We start from the raw sequence: 18362 nt of genomic DNA on the forward strand, positions 1-18362 counted from the left end.
ACTAGGTGTCTTGGCGCGGTGGTTTCCCGTCCGGGCGTCGTACCCATAGGCGAGACCATGCCTGATGGCAGTACGCACGACAAGCGAACGCGTCGCGCGGTGCTCAAGAGCGTGGTAACGACAGCGGGCTCGGTCGCCGCCGTCGGGGCCGCCGGGGCGACGGAGACGACGAGCGAGCCGACCAGCCAGTCCACTTCCACCGACTCTCCCACCACCGGCGGGTCAGGTATCCGCCGCCAGATGGCGTTCGAGGCTCCCGACGACGACGAGGGCGACTACGTCGGTGACTTCCTCGTGGTCGCGGACGAGGTCACCGGCGAGGTGGACACGAGCGCGGTCGACCAGTGCGGGCTCACCGACTGGCCTCCGTCGAACACCGTGGTCTACGAGGCGGTCCTCACGACGAAACTCGCCACGGACCCACAGGGCGCGGAGATCCAGATTCTCACGAACGGCGAGAAGGACCACATCGAGTCGGGGGCGGTGTTCATCGTCAGCGACGCCGAGACCTGTGGGAACGGCTACGTCGGGGTCGACACCGAGGCCGTCTCGGACGCCCGAATCCCCGAGGGGTCGGAAACGACAGTCTCACCGACGGCCGACGGCGGTCAGGATTCGATTCCGGGCTTCGAACTCGCGGGGACGGCGGCGGGCATCGCGAGCCTGCTCGGGCTCGCCCGGTGGCGTGACGGAGACGCCTAGAGCCGGAACCGTTCGACGGTCCGGTACTGCGGCCCGTCCGGCGTGAGGACGCTCTCGGTCAGGCGGACCTCCTCGACGTGCATCGACCCCGCATCGGGGTCGTTGTCCCGGACACACGCCTGCACGGTCTCCTTCCCACCGGCGTGTTCCATCCGGGCGAGCGTGACGTGGGGGGTGAACTCGTGTGACTCCGGCGAGAACCCGATGGCGGTGGTCTCGGCCTCGATACCCTCGTGGAGCGCGGTCATCTCCGCGGCCCCCTCGCCGACGCCGAGCCACAGGACGTTGATGTAACTCAGCGACGGGAAGACGCCGAGGCCGCCGAACTCGGCGTCGAACGGGGCGACCTCGGCGTCTCTGACGCCCGCTTCGACAGCGTCTTTCACGGCGGGGAGCCGGGCCTTGCTCACCTCTCCGAGGAACTTCAGGGTGACGTGGGCCTGCGTCGGGTCGACGAACTTCAGGCCGGTCGCCTCCTCGAAGCAGTCCTGGAGGGCCGCCACGTCGTCGGCGATGTCCTCGGGGAGGTCGATACTGACAAAGAGTCGCATGCCAGAACTGACGGCAGTCTGTACCTTGAATGTACCTTCCGTTCAAACCACCAGACTGGGGCGGGGTCATTGCCCACTCATGCTCTGGGGGCACACCGCTCCTGGACGCTGCTGACGGGGGCGATATATGCCGTTTTCGGGTGTCGCAACCCTTACCCGTGTTCACGGCCAACCGCGACTTATGACTGACCGCGAGCGAGACCACAAGTTCTCGGAGGGACAGGGCTTCTCGGACCCGTACGACGAGTTCGACCTCGACCCACCCGAACTCGGTGTGGACCCGACGAAGGTGGACCCCGTCGACTCGCGCGTCCTGACGGACATGCTGGACCAGCGTAACGTCGACGCGGACTCGGTCGACGCGGACGAACTCATCGACGTCGGCCTGAACTACATGGGCATCAATCGCCACGAGCAGGCCGCGGACACGTTCGAGCGCGCCGCCCGGTTCGCCGAGGACGATGCCGTCAAGCAGGAGGGCTGGGTGAACAAGGGCGTCGCTCACGCCGAGATGGAGGAGTGGGACGAATCCATCAGCTCCTACCAGGAGGCCCTCCACATCGACGACGATGGGCGGTTCGCCGCCGACGCGGAGACGAACCTCGCCTACGCACTCTGGGAGTCCGGCGACGTCTCCCGGGCGCTCGAACACGCCGAGCGCGCTGTCGAACTCGACCCGCGCTCGTCCCAGGCGTGGTACAACCGCGGGTTCTTCCTGCTCGAACGCGGGCTGGCCGAGGACGCGCTCAACGCGCTCGACAACGCCATCCGCCTCGGGATGCGCACCGCCGACGTGCTCGGCGAGAAGGCCCGCGCACTCGAAGAACTCGGCCGCGACGAGGAGGCCGAGGAGGTCGCGGAGGAAGCCGAGGAGATTCGCAAACGAAAGGAAGAGGAACTGGTGGATGATCGTTAACGAACGACAGACCGAGGAAGGACTGCTCGTCTCCGTCTGTGACCCGGACGTCATAGGCGAGACGTTCGAGGACGGGGCAGTGTCGCTCACGGTCTCCGAGGAGTTCTACGGCGGCGAACACCGCGAGGAGGCCGAGGTACTGGACAGTCTGCGCCGGGCGACCGTCGCGAACATCGTCGGAAAGCGCTCCGTCGACGTGGCCGTCGAAGCCGGGTTCATCGACGAGGACGCGGTGCTCGACATCGAGGGAACGCTCCACGCACAGTTGCTCCGGTTGGGCTGAGTCGGTCGTTTCTGCGGTCGGTCACCGACGACGGAAGCTGTTTACGAACACGTCTGTTGCGCCGTGGAACACCACGAGGTAGCCCACGACGAGGCTCAGGAGGAACTCGGACTCGACGAGCAGCGAGTCGGCAGACTGCGCGGTGGTGAACAGCACGGTCGGGGCCACGATCAGTGTGAACACGACGACCGTGACGAGCCACACGTCGAAGAGTCGGCGCATGGCTGGCGCGACTCGGCCATCGGATAAAAAACCGCCGTCTCGTTTCCAGTCGTTGCAACTGACCGTCTCTGGGGCCGATAGCAGTCCCGTCCTGTACCGAAGGACAATTGGGTCTCTGGCCCCCAGGGAACAGCAATGAGCACCCAGACGACCGACCCCCTCGACGTCGAACGCATCCGGCAGGACTTCCCGATCCTCCAGCGCCAGTTCGACGGGACGGACCTCGTCTACCTCGACAACGCGGCGACGACGCAGACCCCCGAGCCGGTCGTCGACTGCATCGTCGACTACTACCACGGCTACAACGCGAACGTCCACCGCGGCATCCACACGTTGAGCCAGGAGGCTTCTATCGCCTACGAGGACGCCCACGACCGCGTCGCCGAGTTCATCGGGGCCTCTGGCGGCCGCGAGGAGGTCATCTTCACGAAGAACACGACAGAGAGCATGAACCTCGTCGCCTACGCCTGGGGCCTGAACGAACTCGGCCCCGGCGACGAGGTCGTCACGACCGAGATGGAGCACCACGCCTCGCTGGTTACCTGGCAACAGATCGCCAAGCGGACCGGCGCGGAGGTCAAGTACATCCCCATCGACGAGTCCGGCCAGCTCGACATGGCGGCCGCCGCGGACCTCATCACGGACGACACGAAGATGCTCTCGGTGGTCCACGTCTCGAACACCCTCGGGACCGTCAACCCGGTCTCGGAACTCGCCGACCTCGCCCACGACCACGGCGCCCTCGCGTTCGTCGACGGCGCACAGGCCGTCCCGACCCGGCCGGTCGACGTGGAGGCCATCGACGCCGACTTCTACGCCTTCTCCGGCCACAAGATGTGCGGCCCGACCGGCATCGGCGTCCTCTACGGCAAGAAGCACATCCTCGAGGACATGGAGCCGTACCTCTACGGCGGCGAGATGATCAAGAAGGTCACCTTCGAGGAGTCGAAGTGGAACGACCTGCCCTGGAAGTTCGAGGCCGGCACGCCCAACATCTCGCAGGGCATCGCCCTCGAGGCCGCCATCGACTACCTCGATGACATCGGGATGGAGCGGGTCCAGGCCCACGAGGAGATGTTGGCCGAATACGCCTACGACCGCCTCTCCGAGCACGACGACGTCGAGATCTACGGGCCGACGCCCGAGCAGGGCCGCGGCGGCCTCGTCGCGTTCAACCTCGACACGGTCCACGCCCACGACCTCTCCTCCATCGTCAACGACTACGGCGTGGCCATCCGGGCCGGCGACCACTGCACCCAGCCCCTGCACGACAAGCTGGGCGTCGCCGCCAGCGCCCGCGCCTCGTTCTACATCTACAACACTCGCGAGGAGGTCGACGCGCTCGTCGAGGCCGTCGACGAGGCGCGCCAGCTGTTCGCGTAGGACAACACAACCGTTTTTCCGGTCGGTCGAGACTCGACGCCACATGGACCAGACCGCCCTCCGCGACCGCGCCCGCAGCTACTTCGGCGGGCTCTCGCCCACCCACGACTGGCACCACGTCCAGCGCGTCGTCGCCAACGCCGAGCGACTCGCCGCAGACACCGACCGCGAGGTAGACGAAGACGTCCTCCTGGCCGCGGCGTGGCTCCACGACATCGGCCGGAAGCGCGAGGCCGACGGCGAAATCGACTGTCACGCGGAGTGGGGTGCCGAGGAAGCCCGCGACATCCTGGCCGAATCCGGGGTCGACGCGGAGACGCGGGACGCCGTCGCCCACTGCATCCGCGCCCATCGGTTCTCGAACGACGTCGAACCCGAGAGTTTCGAGGCGAAGCTCCTCTCCGACGCCGACAACCTCGATGCCATCGGCGCGGTCGGCCTCGCCCGGACCTTCGCGCACGCCGGCGAGTTCGAGCGCCCTATCCACGACCCGGAGTTGCCTCCAGCAGCCGACGATTCGGCAGCAGGCGAGACCGCCTTCAACCACCTCCACAAGAAGCTCCTCACACTCGAGTCGCGGATGTACACCGACGCCGGCAGAGAGGTGGCAGCTGGCCGTCAAGACTTCCTGGAGACCTTCGTCAGCCGCTTCGAGGCCGAAGTCACTGGCGAACGCTGATACCTCAGTTCTGCGAAAGTAATACCCGTTCTCGTCACCTCTGTAGGGTATGGACGACACGCTCGAACGACACCTCATGGCGCTGCAGTTCCTCCTGCTGGGACTGCTCGTCATCACGTTCGCCCGGTTCGTCGAGGGGTTGTCGACCGCAGGGTTCGGGGCGGTCGACGCGCTCGCGTTCATCGGGGCGGTCGTCGGGGTGGCCGGCATGCTGGGGGCGCACTGGACGGGGGAAGACGAGGAGGAGGGCACGGAGCCTTCGGAGGGGGTCATGCAAGGAGACGGGGGGTCCGACGTGGACACAGACGCGGGAGAAGACGTGGTAGAACTGGACGATAGCGTGGAAGAACCAGACGACCCGGTGGCCGAGTCAGCTGAGCCGCGGCCGGAGCCAGCGGAAGACCGCCCGAAGCAGGCCGCCGAGCCGACGACTGCAACCCCGTCGAGTCCAGCCCTGGCGGCCCAGTCCGTGCAGGAACCGGTGTCTGAACCTGGAATCCGGGCCCGCCAGCGACGTGCCGACGTGGACAGACAGACCAAATCCGACCTGGTTCCGACGACCGAGGTCGACCCGGTGTCGACCTCACACTACGACCCGGTCGGTCGGGCCACCATCGACCCGGCGACGCGACCCGACGACGACCCGGTCTGAGCCGGGTCGAGCAGAGAGAGACGGTGTCACACCGCTGCGGAACGTTTTTCCGGAGGACTACCCTACCAGCGCACAACAATGGGAATGGGCTCGGACATGTACCGACAGCAGATCCTCGACCACTACAAGAACCCGCGCAACTACGGGGAGATCGAGGATGCGACGTTCACCCACGTCGGCGAGAACCCGATGTGTGGTGACGAGATTCGGATGGACGTGAAACTGGACGACGACGGCGAGACCATCGCCGCCGTGGCGTTCCGCGGCGACGGCTGTGCCATCTCGCAGGCTTCCGCGAGCATGCTCTCGGGGAAGCTCCGCGGGAAGACGCTCGACGAACTCGCCGAGATGGACCGCGACGACGTGGTCGACATGCTCGGCGTCGAAATCTCGCCGATGCGCATCAAGTGCGCCGTCCTCGCGGAGAAGGTCGCACAGGACGGTGCGGAGATATACCTCGGTGAGAAGGACCTGGACAGGACGACGACCGAAGAAGACGACGACTGAGCCTCTCTACCCACTTTTTGGTCCAGCTTTTGGGAGCGAGGCGGAGCCGAGCGAGACAAAAGGTGGTAGCAGAAGGACCTGGACAGGACGACGACCGAAGAAGACGACGACTGAGCCTCTCTACCCACTTTTTGGTCCAGCTTTTGGGAGCGAGGCGGAGCCGAGCGAGACAAAAGGTGGTAGCAGAAGGACCTGGACAGGACGACGACCGAAGAAGACGACGACTGATTTTTACTCTCTTCCGAGCGCCTTCGCGAGCGCGAGCAGGTAGCCAAGCCCTTCCTTGACCTCGGGGTCCCGCGTCGCCTTCGCGAGGCCGATGACCCCGACGGGCTCGGATTCCTTGGCGTTCGCATCCCCGACCGCGTGGAGCATGCGCTCCAGCCCACGGACCGTGTCGGGCTCGGCGGCGGTGTCGGCGAGTTCGCCGAGGCTGCTGCCGGTCCTGGCGAGGCGCATGACCATGTCGTCGTCCACGGCGCCGTTCATGAGCGCGAGCAGGTCGGCCAGCGCCGCGAGGTCGTCGAGGGTGCCGTTGCGCTGGAGTTCCGAGATGGTCTCGACCGCGGCGGCGAGGTCGTCACCGTCGCGGCCGACGGCTTCTGCCAGCCGGACCGTCTCCGGCGTGGCGACCGCGTCGGCGGATTCGGCCAGCGTGGAGCCGGTCTTCGCGAGGCGCATCACCATCTCGTCGTCCATCGCGCTCGTGCCGAGTTCGAGCACGTCGAGCAGCTCGTTCACGGCGTCGAGTCGCGAGACGAACTCGGCGACTGCTTCCGGGTTCTGCTCGATGGCCTCGGCGAGTTCCTCGGCCTCGATCTGCTGGGGTGCTTCTGCCATCTCACTCACCTCAGAGCAGCCCCCTGGCGGTGAGCCAGTAGGACTCGTTGTACGCGAGCTTCGCCCAGTGGACGGGCCGTGACTCGTCGCGGAGTTCGGGCGGGTTCTCGAAGTCGAACTCGACGAACGTCGCCTCGTTCATGCCCGCCTCGATGAAGCAGACGGTCTTCCCGTCGAACGTCGCGGTGGGGAGCTGGCCGCGGACCTTGCTTGCGATGCGGTCCGCGATGACGTCGGCCTCGTAGTGGGCGACGGAGCCGGCCTTGCTGGTCGGCACGTCGGCGGCGTCACCCATGGCGAACACGTCCTCGGCGTGGGTGGCTTCGAGGGTGTGCTTGTCGACCGCGACCCAGCCGTCGTCGCCGAGGCCGGAGTCCGTGATGAGGTCGTCACCGCTGTGGGGCGGGATGGCCACGAGCAGGTCGTAGTCCAGTTCCTCGCCCTCCATCGACCTGATGACGCGGTTCTCGGGGTCGACCTCGTCCGCGTTGAAGAAGGTCACCGTGTTGATGTCCCGGTCGGCGAAGCGCGGCTCCATCCAGTCCGAGACCGGCTGGAGTCCGTGCAATCGCATGATGGGGTAGGTGTACGTGATTTCGACCTGGTCGCGGATGCCGCGCTCGCGGAACCACTCGTCGGCCATGAGCACGAACTCGACCGGCGCGGCCGGGCACATGTGCGGCACGCCGATGACGCTCAGCACGAGGTGCCCCGACTCGAAGTCGGCGAGGGCGTCGCGGAGCTGTTCCGCGCCCTCGGCCCCGTAGAAGTGGTGCCCACCTTCCATGAGGCCGGGCACCTCCTCGGGGACCAGCTTCGCGCCGGTCGCGACGACGAGGTAGTCGTACGACAGCGTGTCGCCGCCGTCCTGCAAGTCCAGGGTCTTGTTCTCCGTATCGATGCCGACGACCCGGTTGATCTCCAGGTTCACCCGCCGGTCGACGAGGTCGGCGAGGGGCCGGACCGCGTCATCCGCGGTCTTCTTGCCGAACGGGACGTACAGGAACGTCGGCTTGTAGACGTGGTCGGGGGAGTCGTTGAGCAGCGTCACCTCCACCTCGCCGGCCGCGACCTCGCGCTCGAGGTCCTCGACGAGCCGGTTGGCGAGGACGGTGCCGCCGGTGCCTCCCCCGACGATGACGATTCGGGTCATGGTTCAGGCCTTCTTGACGTAGATGCTCCAGTAGTCGTCGTGCTCGACCGTCTCGAGGAGGTCGTGGCCGGCCTTCTCGACCCACTCGGGCACGTCGGAGACCGAGCCGCGGTCGGAGGTCTGGAGTTCGAAGACGGTGCCCGAGTCGGCTTTCTTGACCTTCCCGATGAGGTCCATCAGGGGGCCGGGGCAGCCGGAGCCGCGTGCGTCGATCGTTACGTCAGCAGTGAGTTGTTCGGTCATGGGTGGATATCTCGTGATTTGGGTGTCGTGGGTGGTCGGCAGGCGGTACGGTGGTCGCCGGGCGAGCGAGCAGGCTCAGATGAAGATGACCTGCTTGTCGGCGGCCTTGCTCAGGAAGCCGGAGACGCCCAGTTCCCCGTCGAAGATGTCGACGTAGTCGGAGAGTTCGCGGCCCCACATCTCCATGGCCATCGTGCAGGCGTAGAGGCGCATTGGGCCCATCTCCTTGGCGTCACGGAACTGCTCCGTGAACAGGGGAATCTCGGTCTCCTCGCTGGTCAGCATGGCCTCGCCGAGCGGCCCGACGTGGAAGTCGCGGGTCTCGACGACCTCGTGCTCGAACGGCCGGAGCCCGTTCATCGTCACGAAGACGTCGACCGGGATGTCGGAGGCAGCGGCGATGGAGCCGATGATGCTCGCCGCGGTTATCTTCTCGAATTCGTCCGTCGCGATGACGATTGCGTAGCCGTTCATGGTATCGGTCACAGGTGATAGTTGGTGCGAGACGGATATAGTCTTGTACTCTATTTCCAAGATTGTGGGAAAGTACACCCGTGATAACACTTCACTGTAACTCGTGATTTCTGGGGAAATATCTGCGACTAGGTGCGTGTTGGGTGTAAAGACGTCCTGGTATGCCCCGCGAATCTACCGGACCATGATTGTGAAAGTCGGACAATAAAACCTCAGCCACTCGCGTCTCGTCGTTTCCCGGCCCAGTCGCCGACGGCGACCAGCACCGCGATGGCCACGCTGAGCACGAGCTGGAGCGAGAAATCGACCGCGGATCGGAGACCAGCGACGTGGGCGTACCGGAGGAACCAGATGCCGAGGAACGCGTAGCCGAACGCGGCGTACGCCAGCACGAGGCGGGAAACGGTGCTACTGGCGTCGCCGAGTGCGAGCCACACCGCGACGACTGCGAGGAGTCCCGCGAACAGCCCGCCGAAGAACCCGACGATGCCACCCGGGATGTCGGGAATCTGTGACGCGAGGAGGCCACCGACGAGCAGGAACGTGGTCGCCCCGGAACCGAGGGCCAGCAGGAGGCGTCGAAGGTCCATACGAACCTATACGCGTTCTGGGGTAAAAAGCGGTGCCCGGGTAGCGCGGGACGGAAACGGAGCGAAGAACGTGGATGGAACGGCTGACCGCGACGAACCCGGTTAGTCGGGTTTCAGCTGTCCGGTTACTCCGGCTTCAGGCCGCCGTCCTGCACGCGCATGACGGCCTCGCCGTCGGCGAGGTTCGGCGCGTCCACGAGGCGGACGATACGCTTGTCGCCCTTGGACTTGCGGAGGTACATCCGGAAGGTGGACTTGTGGCCGAGGATGTTCCCACCGATGGGCTGGGTCGGGTCGCCGAAGAACGAGTCGGGGTTGGAGGCGACCTGGTTCGTCACGACGATGGCGCAGTTGTAGAGGTTGCCGACCTTGTCGATGTCGTGCAGGTGCTTGTTGAGCTTCTGCTGGCGGTCGGCGAGCTGGCCACGGCCGACGTACTCGGCGCGGAAGTGGGCGGTGAGCGAGTCGACACAGAGCAGTCGGACGGGCCAGTCGGAGTCCTCGTGCTCGCCGGCGAGTTCCTGGGCCTTCTCGGCCAGCAGCATCTGGTGGTTGGAGTTGAACGCTTTCGCGACGTTGATCTTGTCGAGGAAGTCGTTGATCAGCGTCTCCATCGTCTCGTCGTCGTCGATGTCTCCCTCGATGCCGCGGTCCTCGAGGGTCGCCTCGAGCGCTTCGTCCGGGAGGCCGCGGACCATGTCGTCGATACGCTCCGGGCGGAAGGTGTCCTCGGAGTCGATGAAGATGACGGAGCCGTGGAGCCCGCCGACCTCCTGGGGGAGCTGGACGTTGACCGCGAGCTGGTGGGTGACCTGGGACTTGCCGGCCCCGAACTCGCCGTACACCTCTGTGATGGACTGGGTCTCGACACCGCCGCCGAGGAGTTCGTCCACCTCGTCGACCAGCCAGCTGAGCTTACCGATCTCGTTGCGCCGTTCGAGCACCTGCGAGCCGGTCTCGAAGCCGCCGATGTCGGCGTGCTCACGAGCGGCCTGGACGATGTCTGCCGCGCTGGACTCGCCGACGTCTGCCGTGTTGGAGAGTTCCGAGGGAGAGGCCACGGCGATGCCTTCGAACGAGTCAAAGCCTGCATCTTTGAGCTTGTCTGCGGTTGCGGGGCCGACACCGGGGAGTTTCTCGAGGTCTACGTCTGCCATATCTATCCCTGGGGCGGGTTTCCCCATAAACCCTCGTTAACAGGGGAGTGAAAGTGAAAGTGATGGACGTGACGGGGGTGCTGTCGCTCGGTTTGCGAGAGTTCAAAGGGGAAAACGAGCCGGTTACTCCCAGGGATGCGTCCCGGAACTGCTCGGATACATCGGGTACCAGTACTCCTTCTCTTTCTCCACGTCGAGCTCGCCGTCGAGGTTGCTCTCCAGTTTGAATTCGGTTCCACTATCGCGGTCCTTCTCGCCGCGTTTCGGGGCGAACGGGTAGTACGCGCCCCGACGGAAGGAGTACACCCAGTACGCGAGGCGGCCGTCCTTCTCGAACGCGAAGAGGGCGTTGAGCAGGCGCGAGCCGTAGTCGCGCTCGATGAACGTGTCCGCGGCGAAGTGCAGGCTCGTGATGAGGTCCTCCGGGTCGTCGTCGTGGAGCACGACCCAGTGGTAGCCGTGGTCGTCCTCGCGCACCTCGAAGGCGGTGCCCGTCTCCGACTCGCCGGCGGTGAGGATGTCCTCGACCTCGCGGACGGTGTCCGCGAAGTCGGTGCTGTCGACGCTGGAGAAACAGAGCGCCCCGTCGCCGGTACTCGCAAAGCCCAACTCGGCCTCCATGGTGATGTAGGCCGTACTCATCCCGAAGAGGTCGTCGGGGTCGGCGTCGCGGGCAGCGTCGGCCTCGGCCCGGAGGCCGAGCACTTCGCGTATCGAATCCAGCAGGCCCATGGGAAGAACGTGGGACGGGGGTGTCTTAACCGCGGCCCTTCACTTCGACGTCCCAGAGCGTCCGCCCGCCGATGATGGCGAGCAGGACGCCGACCAGCGCGACCAGTGGCGAGACGATGGTGTCGACCCGGTCGAACAGCCCCTCACGCGGGATTACCCGAACCCGGTAGAGTTCGCCCTCCCACCGGAGGTAGTCGTGGGTCGCGAGCGGTTCGATGGCGTCCGCGTCGCTCCCGACCCAGAGGCTCGCCTCGCCGTCGACGCCGGCGGTCTCGACGGCCGCTTGCGCCCGCGGCGGCAGGTCGGTGAAGTTTACAACCTCGTCCTCGGCGACCTCGCGCTCGGTCCGGTCCACGTCGACGAACACCTTCGATTCGCCGGGGTGAACGTCGAGGTAGAGCGGATGCGAGGCGGCGAGCAGTCCGATGACCAGCGCGACGAGGGCGGCGGTGCGCCGGTTCATCGGCGTCTCGAACACCCACACATCAGACTGATTCCATCTCGCGTTCGAGCTGCTGGAGGCGCTCGATGCGGCGCTCGGTCGAGGGGTGCGTGCTGAACAGCCGGGTGATGGCGCTGCCCGAGATGGGGATGATGAAGAACGCGTTCATCTCCGCCTGCTCGCGGATGTCCTCCTTGGGTACCCGGTGCATGTCGCCCGAGATGGTCTGCAGCGCGGACGCCAGCGCCCGGGGTTTGCCCGTGATGATGGCGGCCCCGCGGTCCGCGGCGAACTCGCGGTAGCGCGAGAGCGCCCGGATGAGCAGGTACGAGAATATCCACACCACGAGCGAGACGAGGATGGCGACGATGACGCCGCCCCCGCCGTTGCGGTTGCGCCCGCCGCCGAAGAACGCGCCCCAGCGGACGATGAGGAACGCGATGGTCGAGAGGAACGACGCGATGGTCATGACCATCACGTCGCGGTTCTTCACGTGCGCGAGTTCGTGCGCGAGCACGCCCTCGAGTTCGTCGTCGTCGAGGATGCGCATCAACTCGGTCGTCACCGCGACGGCGGCGTGTTTCTGCGAGCGCCCGGTCGCGAACGCGTTCGGGTTGCGCGAGTCGACGACGGCCACCTTCGGTTTGGGCACGTCGGCCTGCTGGGAGAGGCGCTGGACCATAGCGTGGAGCTTCGGGTACTCCTCTTCGCTGACCTCTTTTGCGCCCATGCTCCACAGGGTGAGCTTGTCGCTGAAGTACCACTGGCCGAGGCTGAACAGGGCGAACATCAGCGCGATGGCGACGAGTGACCCGCCCGAGTACAGCCAGAGTGCGGCGATGAACACGATGTACAGCCCCGCGAGGAGGAACATCGTGAGGAACATCCGGAACTGGAGGCCCCTGTCCGCTTTCCATTGCATGGTCTCAGTGAGGGAACGCGTGGGCTAAAGCCCACCGCCATGTGGCGACCGAACAGCCAACACGCTTAGATACGTGTCGTGTGAGTTATGGACGAATGTCGGCCGGGGAATCGCCGCTGGTCGCGACCGGATTCACCGTCGTGACCGCCTGTATCGTCGGGACAGTGAGCGGTATCACGGTCGTCCTCGGCCCGCCGGTCCTCACCATGCTCATCGTCGCCGTCAGCGACGTGGCCGGGAACTTCTACGCCGGTGTCTTCCTCGGCGTGTTCATCGGCGTCCTCATCAGCGCCTTCACGGCGTTTCTGGTCTATCGAGTGTACCGGCTCCAGCAGACGCATCGCCCGCAGGCACAGGACGGCGTGATGTACGCCTCGTCACAGCAGGGGTACCAGCAACAAGGGTATCAACAGCAAGGGTATCAGCAGGGCGGCTACCAGCAGACCTACCAGCAGCAGGTTACCGGGGGTGACCCGCCCCTGTTCGACATGTACCTCGTCGGGACCGTTGCGGCACTGCTGGTGTCGCTGGTTTTGGGGCCAGTCGTGACGGTCGCGGCCGGTATCGGCGGGGCGCTGGTGAGTGCGAGGTTGTTCGCGGGGGTATGAACCGTTCTGTGACTGTGGTCTCCTCGGTTCGAGTAGTCCGCAACTGCTGGTGTCCATGACCGCCACCGCACAGCACCACCCGCACCACACCCTCCCCAGCCGACTGTGCTCCTCGCTTCGTTTCACTTCGCTGCGGTGCTCGTCCCTCGCGCGACTTCGGACCGGAGGCTCCGTCTCCGTCGCCCCCGGTCCAGCGCGCGCCACGGCGGTTGACGAACCACAGCTCCCCCGAACCCAGACCCGCGTTCCTTTTAGGTGAGAACGGCCAATACCCGTCAAATGAGCGACCAGCGAACGTTCTGTCCGCGCTGTGGCGACCCCATGTCAGACGTCGCCGCGAGCGACCCGCTGGGCAAGTCCGACGTGGGCGTCTGCGACGACTGCTACTTCGAGCAGTTCGAGCTCGTCGACGCGCCCGACCGCATCGAGGTGATGGTCTGTGCGACCTGCGGGGCGGTCCACCGGGGCCGCCGGTGGGTCGACGTCGGTGCCAAAGATTACACCGACGTGGCCATCGACGAGGTGGCCGAGGCGCTGTCGGTCCACGTCGACGCCGAGGACGTGTCCTGGCAGGTCGACCCCGAGCAGGTGGACCAGAACAACATCCGGATGCACTGTTTCTTCTCCGGCATCGTCCGCGGGCAGTTCCGCGAGGCACAGGTGACGGTCCCCGTCCTCATCTCGCGCCAGACCTGTACCCGCTGTGGGCGTATCTCGGGCGACTACTACGCCTCCATCGTACAGGTGCGCGCGGCGGACCGCCAGCCCACGAACGAGGAGATCGAGCGCTCGAAGGAGATCGCGAACAAGATCGTCGCGGACATGGAGGCGACGGGCGACCGGAACGCCTTCATCACGGAGATGGGCGAGGAGAAGGACGGTCTCGACATCAAGGTCTCGACGAACAACATCGGGAAGAAGATCTCGAACAAGGTAACCGAGGAGTTCGGCGGCTCGTGGGAGGACCACGAGACCCTCGTCACGGAGGACGAGGACGGGAACGAGGTCTACCGGGTGACCTACGCGGTGCGCCTGCCGCCGTTCATCCCCGGCGACATCATCGAGTTGCGGGACGAGGACGACTCCGACGGACCCATCCTCGTCCGCAGCGCCCACGGGAACCTGAAGGGCGTGCGGCTCACCACGGGCGAGCGCTACGAGGCGAGTTACTCGGAGGGCGACGCCCCCGAGGCCCGCAAGCTCGGCAGTCTCGAAGACGGCGTCGAGACGCCCCTCGTGACGGTCGAGGACGAGCACGCGGTGCAGGTGCTCGATCCGGAGACGTACGAGGCGAAGACCATCTCGCGACCGGACTACTTCGAGCCCGACGGCGACACGGTCCGCGTGTTCAAGAGTCGCGCCGGCCTGCACGTGTTGCCCGATGAGTGACGAGCTGCCGGATGACGACCCGTCTGCCGACGACCTGCCGGCGGTAGACGACGCCACGAAACCCGACGACTTCGTGAAACCGGGCGACGACGCGGACGACCTCGCCGCGGTCGTCCCCAAGCACAGCACCGAGGTCGCCATCGCGAGCCTGCGCGACGAGGGCGTCTACGACGACGACCGGCGGGTGCAGGAGTACAGCACGGAGACCGTCGCGCTCCCGGTGACCGACCCCCCGAACTCGACCGACGTGCTCGACGTGGTCCGCCAGACCGACCCCGAACCGCGGGCACCTGACCTCGAAACCCTGCTCCGAGAACGCGGCTGGGACGACGAGGCGGTCGCAGCTGCCCCTGCGTCGTGGGCGGTCGTCGGCTCCGTCATCCTGGTCTCGCTCGACGGCTGGACCGACGAGCAAGAACAGGACATCGGCGAGTCCCTGCTGGAACTCCACGGCGAGGCCGACACGGTCTGCGCCCACGGCGGCGTCTCGGGCGAACTCCGCCAGCCCGACACCCGGGTCGTGGCGGGCCTCGGCGACACCGAGACGGTCCACACCGAACACGGGACCCGGTACTCGCTGGACCTCGCGAAAGTCATGTTCTCGCCCGGCAACCAGGCCGAACGCGCCCGCATGGGCGAAGTTGTGGAGGAAGACGAGGAAGTGCTGGACATGTTCGCCGGCATCGGCTACTTCACGCTCCCGATGGCCCGCGCCGGCGCGCAGGTCACGGCCGTCGAGAAGAACCCCGAATCCTTCCGGTTCCTCGGGGAGAACGCGAACCTGAACGGGGTTCTCGACCGCGTCTCGCTCATCCTCGGCGACTGCCGGGAGGTCGAGGCCACCGCGGACCGGGTCGTGATGGGCTACTACGACGCCCACGAGTACCTCGATGCGGCCCTCGACGCCCTGGAACCCGGCGGTATCCTGCACCTGCACGAGGCGACCCCCGAGGACCGGCTCTGGGAGCGCCCGGTCTCGCGCATCCGCGAGGCCGCGGCCGCCCGCGGGCGCACAGTCGAGATACTCGATAGGCGGCGCGTCAAGAGCCACAGCGAGGGCGTCTGGCACGTCGTCGTCGACGCTCGAATCGACTGAACACTACTGAACGGTCCTGAAGCGTCGGAAACCCATCTGAACGAGGGCCGGGGTTTTTGCAGTCGTCTGACTCAGTAGTCGCTATGTCCCTCCCACAAGACGACATCGACTGGGTCTACGCTGAGCTTCCCCGCATGCTCGTGGGCGTCATACTGGTACTGTTCGCGTCGTGGCTGGTCCACTTCGCGCTCGACCTCGTGTTCGTCGACCTGTTCCTCCGGCCGCTGGCGCAGACACTCGACGGTCGGTCCATCTTCGCGCTGGCCGACGAGGTCGCCGCGTTCGCGGACTTCCTCGGGACGGTCGTGAAGTGGACGGGCCTCCTCGCCGTGCTGGGCTACGTGGTCCGCCGGGCGGCCCGGTCGGGAACCGGAGCCTGAGCGCCGGCTCGGTCCTGGGTCATCACCCGGGTCAGTCGCGCGTCGGCAGTATGCCGCCGTAGTACAGCAGGTGTGCGCCGGCGGCGATGAAGAACAGTCCGAGCAACCGAACCCGATTCTTCGCCCCGTCACGGGGCTCGAACTCCACGTCGAGGAGCAGGTCGTAGCTCCGGCTGGCGAGCGAGAGCAAGGTGTCGGCTTTCACCAGATGGACGACCCCGGCCAGCGTGAGCACCGCCCCCAGCGGGCGGGCCAGTGCTGACCAGAGTTCGAGTACAGACGGACGGTTGGTCATGCTCCCGGCTTCGCTTCGCCGGCGCAAAAGCGGTCGGTTCCCGGGTGGACCAGCCACGACGAGCCGAGGGCTTTACGCTCCCGGAGGTGATAGAGAAAATCGAATGTTCGGACTCAACCGCCAGCAGATCATCGCCATCATCTTCGTCGGCCTGATGGTCCTCTCCTCGGCCGTGGGCGTCATCGGCGCGTTCTAACGCTACCCGTCGGTGTCCCACACGTCGGCCATCGGCGACCGCCGTGAGCGTCGCCGCCGGGAGCGCCGCGAGGAGCCGCTATTGCTGTCCTCGTCGTCGCTGCTGCTCGCGCTGGCACTCGTGTTACTGCTACTGCTACTGCTGCTGCCGCTGCTGCTCGTACTGCTACTCCCACCAGTGCCGCCCTCGCGCCACGTCTCCTGCCGCCGACTTCCGCGTATCGAGCCGCCGTCGAACGCCGTGAGCGCCTCCTGCGGTCGGAACTCGGGCAAGTCAGGCTTCGAGAGCCGGTCGACCTGCTCGGCGAACCACGGTGGCGTGTCGGTCTTCGCACGCTCGAACAGGTCGAGCAGACTGCTGTCCGCGAGGTAGGTGTCGCCGTAGTCGTCGGGGGCGCGGATGACCCGCCCGCAGGCCTGGATGACCGTTCGCAACGCGGAGCGGTAGTACCACGCCCACTGGCCCTGTTCCAGTCGGTGCGCGACCCGGGAGTCTCCCGTGTTGAGGAACGGAGCCTTGCACAGCACCTGCCAGCGACAGAGGTCACCCTCCAGGTCCAGTGCCTCCTCCATTTTGACAGACAGGAAGACCTCGGGGTCGTCACAGGCCTTCCAGGACTCCAGTTCGGCGTCGCGGTTCTCCCGGCCGTGGATACGCAGGCGTTCGCCGACGCCGAAGTCCCGGAGGAGGTCCGCGAGCCGCTCCTGGATACCGTACGAATGGCAGTGGATGAGGCCCTTCTCGTCCGGATGCTGCTGCATGATGCGCGTCGTGACCCGGGCGATTTTGGGCAGGGTCTCGTCGCGGTGCTCGTAGGTCATCTTCCCCTGTGTCACGTCGTACAGCGGCCGGTTCTCCACGGGGAAGGTGTGTTCGACGTCGACCAGCGCGGTCTGGTCCGGTGGGAGGCCGACCTGCCGGCAGAAGGCGTCCTTGTTGAGGATGGTCGCCGACAGCAGGACGAACTTGTTCCCGCGGTCGTAGACGGTGTGCTGGAGGTACTTCTCGGGATTCATCGGCTTGATGGTGACCTGGCCACCTTCGCCGTCGGGCTGGTCGACCAGCCACTCCGTCGCCGACTCGGGGTCCCGGTAGTCGGTGACGAACCAGTCCAACTCGCCGATGCGCTCTTGCAGGCGGTCCCGGACGTACACCTCCTCGGCCGTCAGCGCCTTCTTCGAGAGGAGGTCGTCCTTCCGGCGCACGAGCGTCTGCACCACGTTCTCGGCGTACTTCGCCGCGCGCTCGACCGATTCCAGGTTCGGCACCTTCAGGTCGTCCCACATCGGGACGGTTCTCGGGCCGAGTTCGATGGTCGCGTACATCTCCGCCCATTCGGCCAGCCCGTGGGCTTCGTCGATGACGACCACGTCCCGCTTTCTGAACACCTCGCTCCCGGCGGTCTGCATGAAGTACGCGAGCGTCATCGCCGCGATGTTCCGGTTGGAGGCGATGGCCCGGTCGGAGAAATAGGGACAGCGGTGCTGCACCGAGCACTCGTACCCCTTCTCGCGGACACAGGGTGCCCGGTTCACCGGGGTGTCGCGTTCACCCGGGAGGATGCACTTGTAGTTCGATTTCCCGCGGATGATGTTCAGGTCGTCCAGCAGCGAATCGCCCGCCACGTCGTCGAGCTGTGAGACCTGCGGCGTCGTGTAGTAGGCACCGCTGGCCTCGCTCGGTGCGACCTGGTCCGCCTTCGCGGCACAGCCGGCGACCGCCCGGGCGAGCAGGGACTTGCCACTCCCGGTCGGCGCGCGCACCAGCACCACGTCGTTCCCCGCGTCGAAGGCGTCACGGATGTCCCTGAGCGCCTGTTCCTGGTTGCCGCGGTAGGAGGGAGCGGGGAACTCCTCGAAGATACGGGACGGGTCCACTGTCGTGTGGAAGCCGTGGGACGGGTGTAAAATCATCGGTCGCTAGTCGCATCTGGTGGAGAGGTTTCGTGAG

General features: G+C 66.2%; 23 protein-coding genes and 1 pseudogene. 11 read left to right on the plus strand and 13 right to left on the minus strand.

Annotated elements, in window-relative coordinates; genetic code table 11:
* Window positions 1-57: 57 nt before the first annotated feature.
* Window positions 58-702, plus strand: a complete 645-nt coding sequence (locus ACSC1S_RS17280; protein WP_435365372.1) for a hypothetical protein — start codon at window positions 58-60, stop codon at window positions 700-702.
* On the opposite strand, the gene thpR is transcribed toward ACSC1S_RS17280, so the two are convergent.
* On the minus strand, window positions 699-1253 hold the full coding sequence (gene thpR / locus ACSC1S_RS17285) for an RNA 2',3'-cyclic phosphodiesterase (RefSeq protein ID WP_435365373.1): 555 nt from the start codon (window positions 1251-1253) through the stop codon (window positions 699-701). The two genes, ACSC1S_RS17280 and thpR, sit on opposite strands and share 4 nt — an antisense overlap.
* A gap of 181 nt (window positions 1254-1434) precedes the next feature.
* Here thpR and ACSC1S_RS17290 point away from each other — a divergent pair.
* Both ACSC1S_RS17290 and ACSC1S_RS17295 read left to right on the plus strand, forming a co-directional pair.
* Window positions 1435-2166 (plus strand): annotated as a pseudogene (locus ACSC1S_RS17290) (tetratricopeptide repeat protein); the annotation flags it as partial.
* Window positions 2159-2452 carry a DUF424 domain-containing protein gene (locus ACSC1S_RS17295; protein WP_435365374.1) on the plus strand — a complete coding sequence of 98 codons (294 nt, stop codon included), beginning with the start codon at window positions 2159-2161 and terminating at the stop codon, window positions 2450-2452. The pseudogene ACSC1S_RS17290 and the gene ACSC1S_RS17295, both read left to right, overlap by 8 nt.
* A 21-nt stretch (window positions 2453-2473) precedes the next feature.
* Here ACSC1S_RS17295 and ACSC1S_RS17300 read toward each other — a convergent pair whose 3' ends face one another.
* On the minus strand, window positions 2474-2674 hold the full coding sequence (locus tag ACSC1S_RS17300; RefSeq protein WP_261649259.1) for a hypothetical protein: 201 nt from the start codon (window positions 2672-2674) through the stop codon (window positions 2474-2476).
* A 135-nt stretch (window positions 2675-2809) separates the two neighbouring features.
* Here ACSC1S_RS17300 and ACSC1S_RS17305 point away from each other — a divergent pair, with 135 nt between their 5' ends.
* The 4 genes from ACSC1S_RS17305 (at window position 2810) to sufU (ending at window position 5895) form a co-directional block, all read left to right on the plus strand.
* Entirely contained in the window at window positions 2810-4057 is a 1248-nt protein-coding gene (locus tag ACSC1S_RS17305) for an aminotransferase class V-fold PLP-dependent enzyme (protein WP_435365375.1), read from the plus strand.
* 43 nt (window positions 4058-4100) lie between these two features.
* Entirely contained in the window at window positions 4101-4736 is a 636-nt protein-coding gene (locus ACSC1S_RS17310; RefSeq protein ID WP_435365376.1) for an HD domain-containing protein, read from the plus strand.
* Window positions 4737-4785: 49 nt separating this feature from the next.
* Entirely contained in the window at window positions 4786-5388 is a 603-nt protein-coding gene (locus ACSC1S_RS17315) for a hypothetical protein (protein ID WP_435365377.1), read from the plus strand.
* Between the two features lie 78 nt (window positions 5389-5466).
* Window positions 5467-5895 carry a Fe-S cluster assembly sulfur transfer protein SufU gene (gene sufU, locus ACSC1S_RS17320; RefSeq protein WP_435365378.1) on the plus strand — a complete coding sequence of 143 codons (429 nt, stop codon included), beginning with the start codon at window positions 5467-5469 and terminating at the stop codon, window positions 5893-5895.
* A gap of 231 nt (window positions 5896-6126) precedes the next feature.
* On the opposite strand, the gene ACSC1S_RS17325 is transcribed toward sufU, so the two are convergent.
* The 9 genes from ACSC1S_RS17325 to htpX all read right to left on the minus strand — a co-directional run bounded on the left by ACSC1S_RS17325 (window position 6127) and on the right by htpX (window position 12448).
* Window positions 6127-6735, minus strand: a complete 609-nt coding sequence (locus tag ACSC1S_RS17325) for a helical membrane plugin domain-containing protein (RefSeq protein ID WP_435365379.1) — start codon at window positions 6733-6735, stop codon at window positions 6127-6129.
* A 10-nt stretch (window positions 6736-6745) separates the two neighbouring features.
* Window positions 6746-7888 carry an NAD(P)/FAD-dependent oxidoreductase gene (locus ACSC1S_RS17330; protein WP_435365380.1) on the minus strand — a complete coding sequence of 381 codons (1143 nt, stop codon included), beginning with the start codon at window positions 7886-7888 and terminating at the stop codon, window positions 6746-6748.
* 3 nt (window positions 7889-7891) lie between these two features.
* Window positions 7892-8131 carry a sulfurtransferase TusA family protein gene (locus ACSC1S_RS17335; protein WP_435320053.1) on the minus strand — a complete coding sequence of 80 codons (240 nt, stop codon included), beginning with the start codon at window positions 8129-8131 and terminating at the stop codon, window positions 7892-7894.
* Between the two features lie 75 nt (window positions 8132-8206).
* Window positions 8207-8617: a hypothetical protein gene (locus ACSC1S_RS17340; protein ID WP_435320054.1), complete on the minus strand. Its 411-nt coding sequence runs from the start codon at window positions 8615-8617 to the stop codon at window positions 8207-8209.
* Between the two features lie 200 nt (window positions 8618-8817).
* Window positions 8818-9195: a DUF8147 domain-containing protein gene (locus ACSC1S_RS17345; protein WP_435365381.1), complete on the minus strand. Its 378-nt coding sequence runs from the start codon at window positions 9193-9195 to the stop codon at window positions 8818-8820.
* 125 nt (window positions 9196-9320) lie between these two features.
* Window positions 9321-10352 carry a DNA repair and recombination protein RadA gene (gene radA / locus ACSC1S_RS17350; RefSeq protein ID WP_435365382.1) on the minus strand — a complete coding sequence of 344 codons (1032 nt, stop codon included), beginning with the start codon at window positions 10350-10352 and terminating at the stop codon, window positions 9321-9323.
* Between the two features lie 123 nt (window positions 10353-10475).
* Entirely contained in the window at window positions 10476-11084 is a 609-nt protein-coding gene (gene pspAB / locus ACSC1S_RS17355) for a PspA-associated protein PspAB (RefSeq protein ID WP_435365383.1), read from the minus strand.
* 25 nt (window positions 11085-11109) lie between these two features.
* Window positions 11110-11547 (minus strand): hypothetical protein, encoded by a 438-nt coding sequence (locus tag ACSC1S_RS17360; protein WP_435365384.1) that lies wholly within the window; start codon window positions 11545-11547, stop codon window positions 11110-11112.
* A 22-nt stretch (window positions 11548-11569) separates the two neighbouring features.
* The gene (htpX, locus tag ACSC1S_RS17365) at window positions 11570-12448 is read right to left on the minus strand and encodes a zinc metalloprotease HtpX (RefSeq protein WP_435320059.1); all 879 of its coding nucleotides are present in this window, start codon (window positions 12446-12448) and stop codon (window positions 11570-11572) included.
* A 95-nt stretch (window positions 12449-12543) separates the two neighbouring features.
* Here htpX and ACSC1S_RS17370 point away from each other — a divergent pair, with 95 nt between their 5' ends.
* The 4 genes from ACSC1S_RS17370 to ACSC1S_RS17385 all read left to right on the plus strand — a co-directional run bounded on the left by ACSC1S_RS17370 (window position 12544) and on the right by ACSC1S_RS17385 (window position 15921).
* Window positions 12544-13056 carry a hypothetical protein gene (locus ACSC1S_RS17370; RefSeq protein WP_435365385.1) on the plus strand — a complete coding sequence of 171 codons (513 nt, stop codon included), beginning with the start codon at window positions 12544-12546 and terminating at the stop codon, window positions 13054-13056.
* Between the two features lie 279 nt (window positions 13057-13335).
* Entirely contained in the window at window positions 13336-14445 is a 1110-nt protein-coding gene (locus tag ACSC1S_RS17375; protein WP_435365386.1) for a 60S ribosomal export protein NMD3, read from the plus strand.
* Window positions 14438-15541: a class I SAM-dependent methyltransferase gene (locus tag ACSC1S_RS17380; protein WP_435365387.1), complete on the plus strand. Its 1104-nt coding sequence runs from the start codon at window positions 14438-14440 to the stop codon at window positions 15539-15541. The genes ACSC1S_RS17375 and ACSC1S_RS17380 overlap by 8 nt, the downstream gene beginning before the upstream one ends.
* An 83-nt stretch (window positions 15542-15624) precedes the next feature.
* The gene (locus ACSC1S_RS17385; RefSeq protein WP_435365388.1) at window positions 15625-15921 is read left to right on the plus strand and encodes a hypothetical protein; all 297 of its coding nucleotides are present in this window, start codon (window positions 15625-15627) and stop codon (window positions 15919-15921) included.
* A 31-nt stretch (window positions 15922-15952) separates the two neighbouring features.
* Here ACSC1S_RS17385 and ACSC1S_RS17390 read toward each other — a convergent pair whose 3' ends face one another.
* Entirely contained in the window at window positions 15953-16216 is a 264-nt protein-coding gene (locus ACSC1S_RS17390) for a hypothetical protein (protein WP_435365389.1), read from the minus strand.
* A 198-nt stretch (window positions 16217-16414) separates the two neighbouring features.
* Window positions 16415-18289, minus strand: coding sequence for a helicase C-terminal domain-containing protein (locus tag ACSC1S_RS17395; RefSeq protein ID WP_435365390.1), 1875 nt, complete (start codon window positions 18287-18289; stop codon window positions 16415-16417).
* Window positions 18290-18362 lie beyond the last annotated feature (73 nt).

Source organism: Haloarchaeobius pelagicus (assembly GCF_051207375.1).
Classification (GTDB): domain Archaea; phylum Halobacteriota; class Halobacteria; order Halobacteriales; family Natrialbaceae; genus Haloarchaeobius.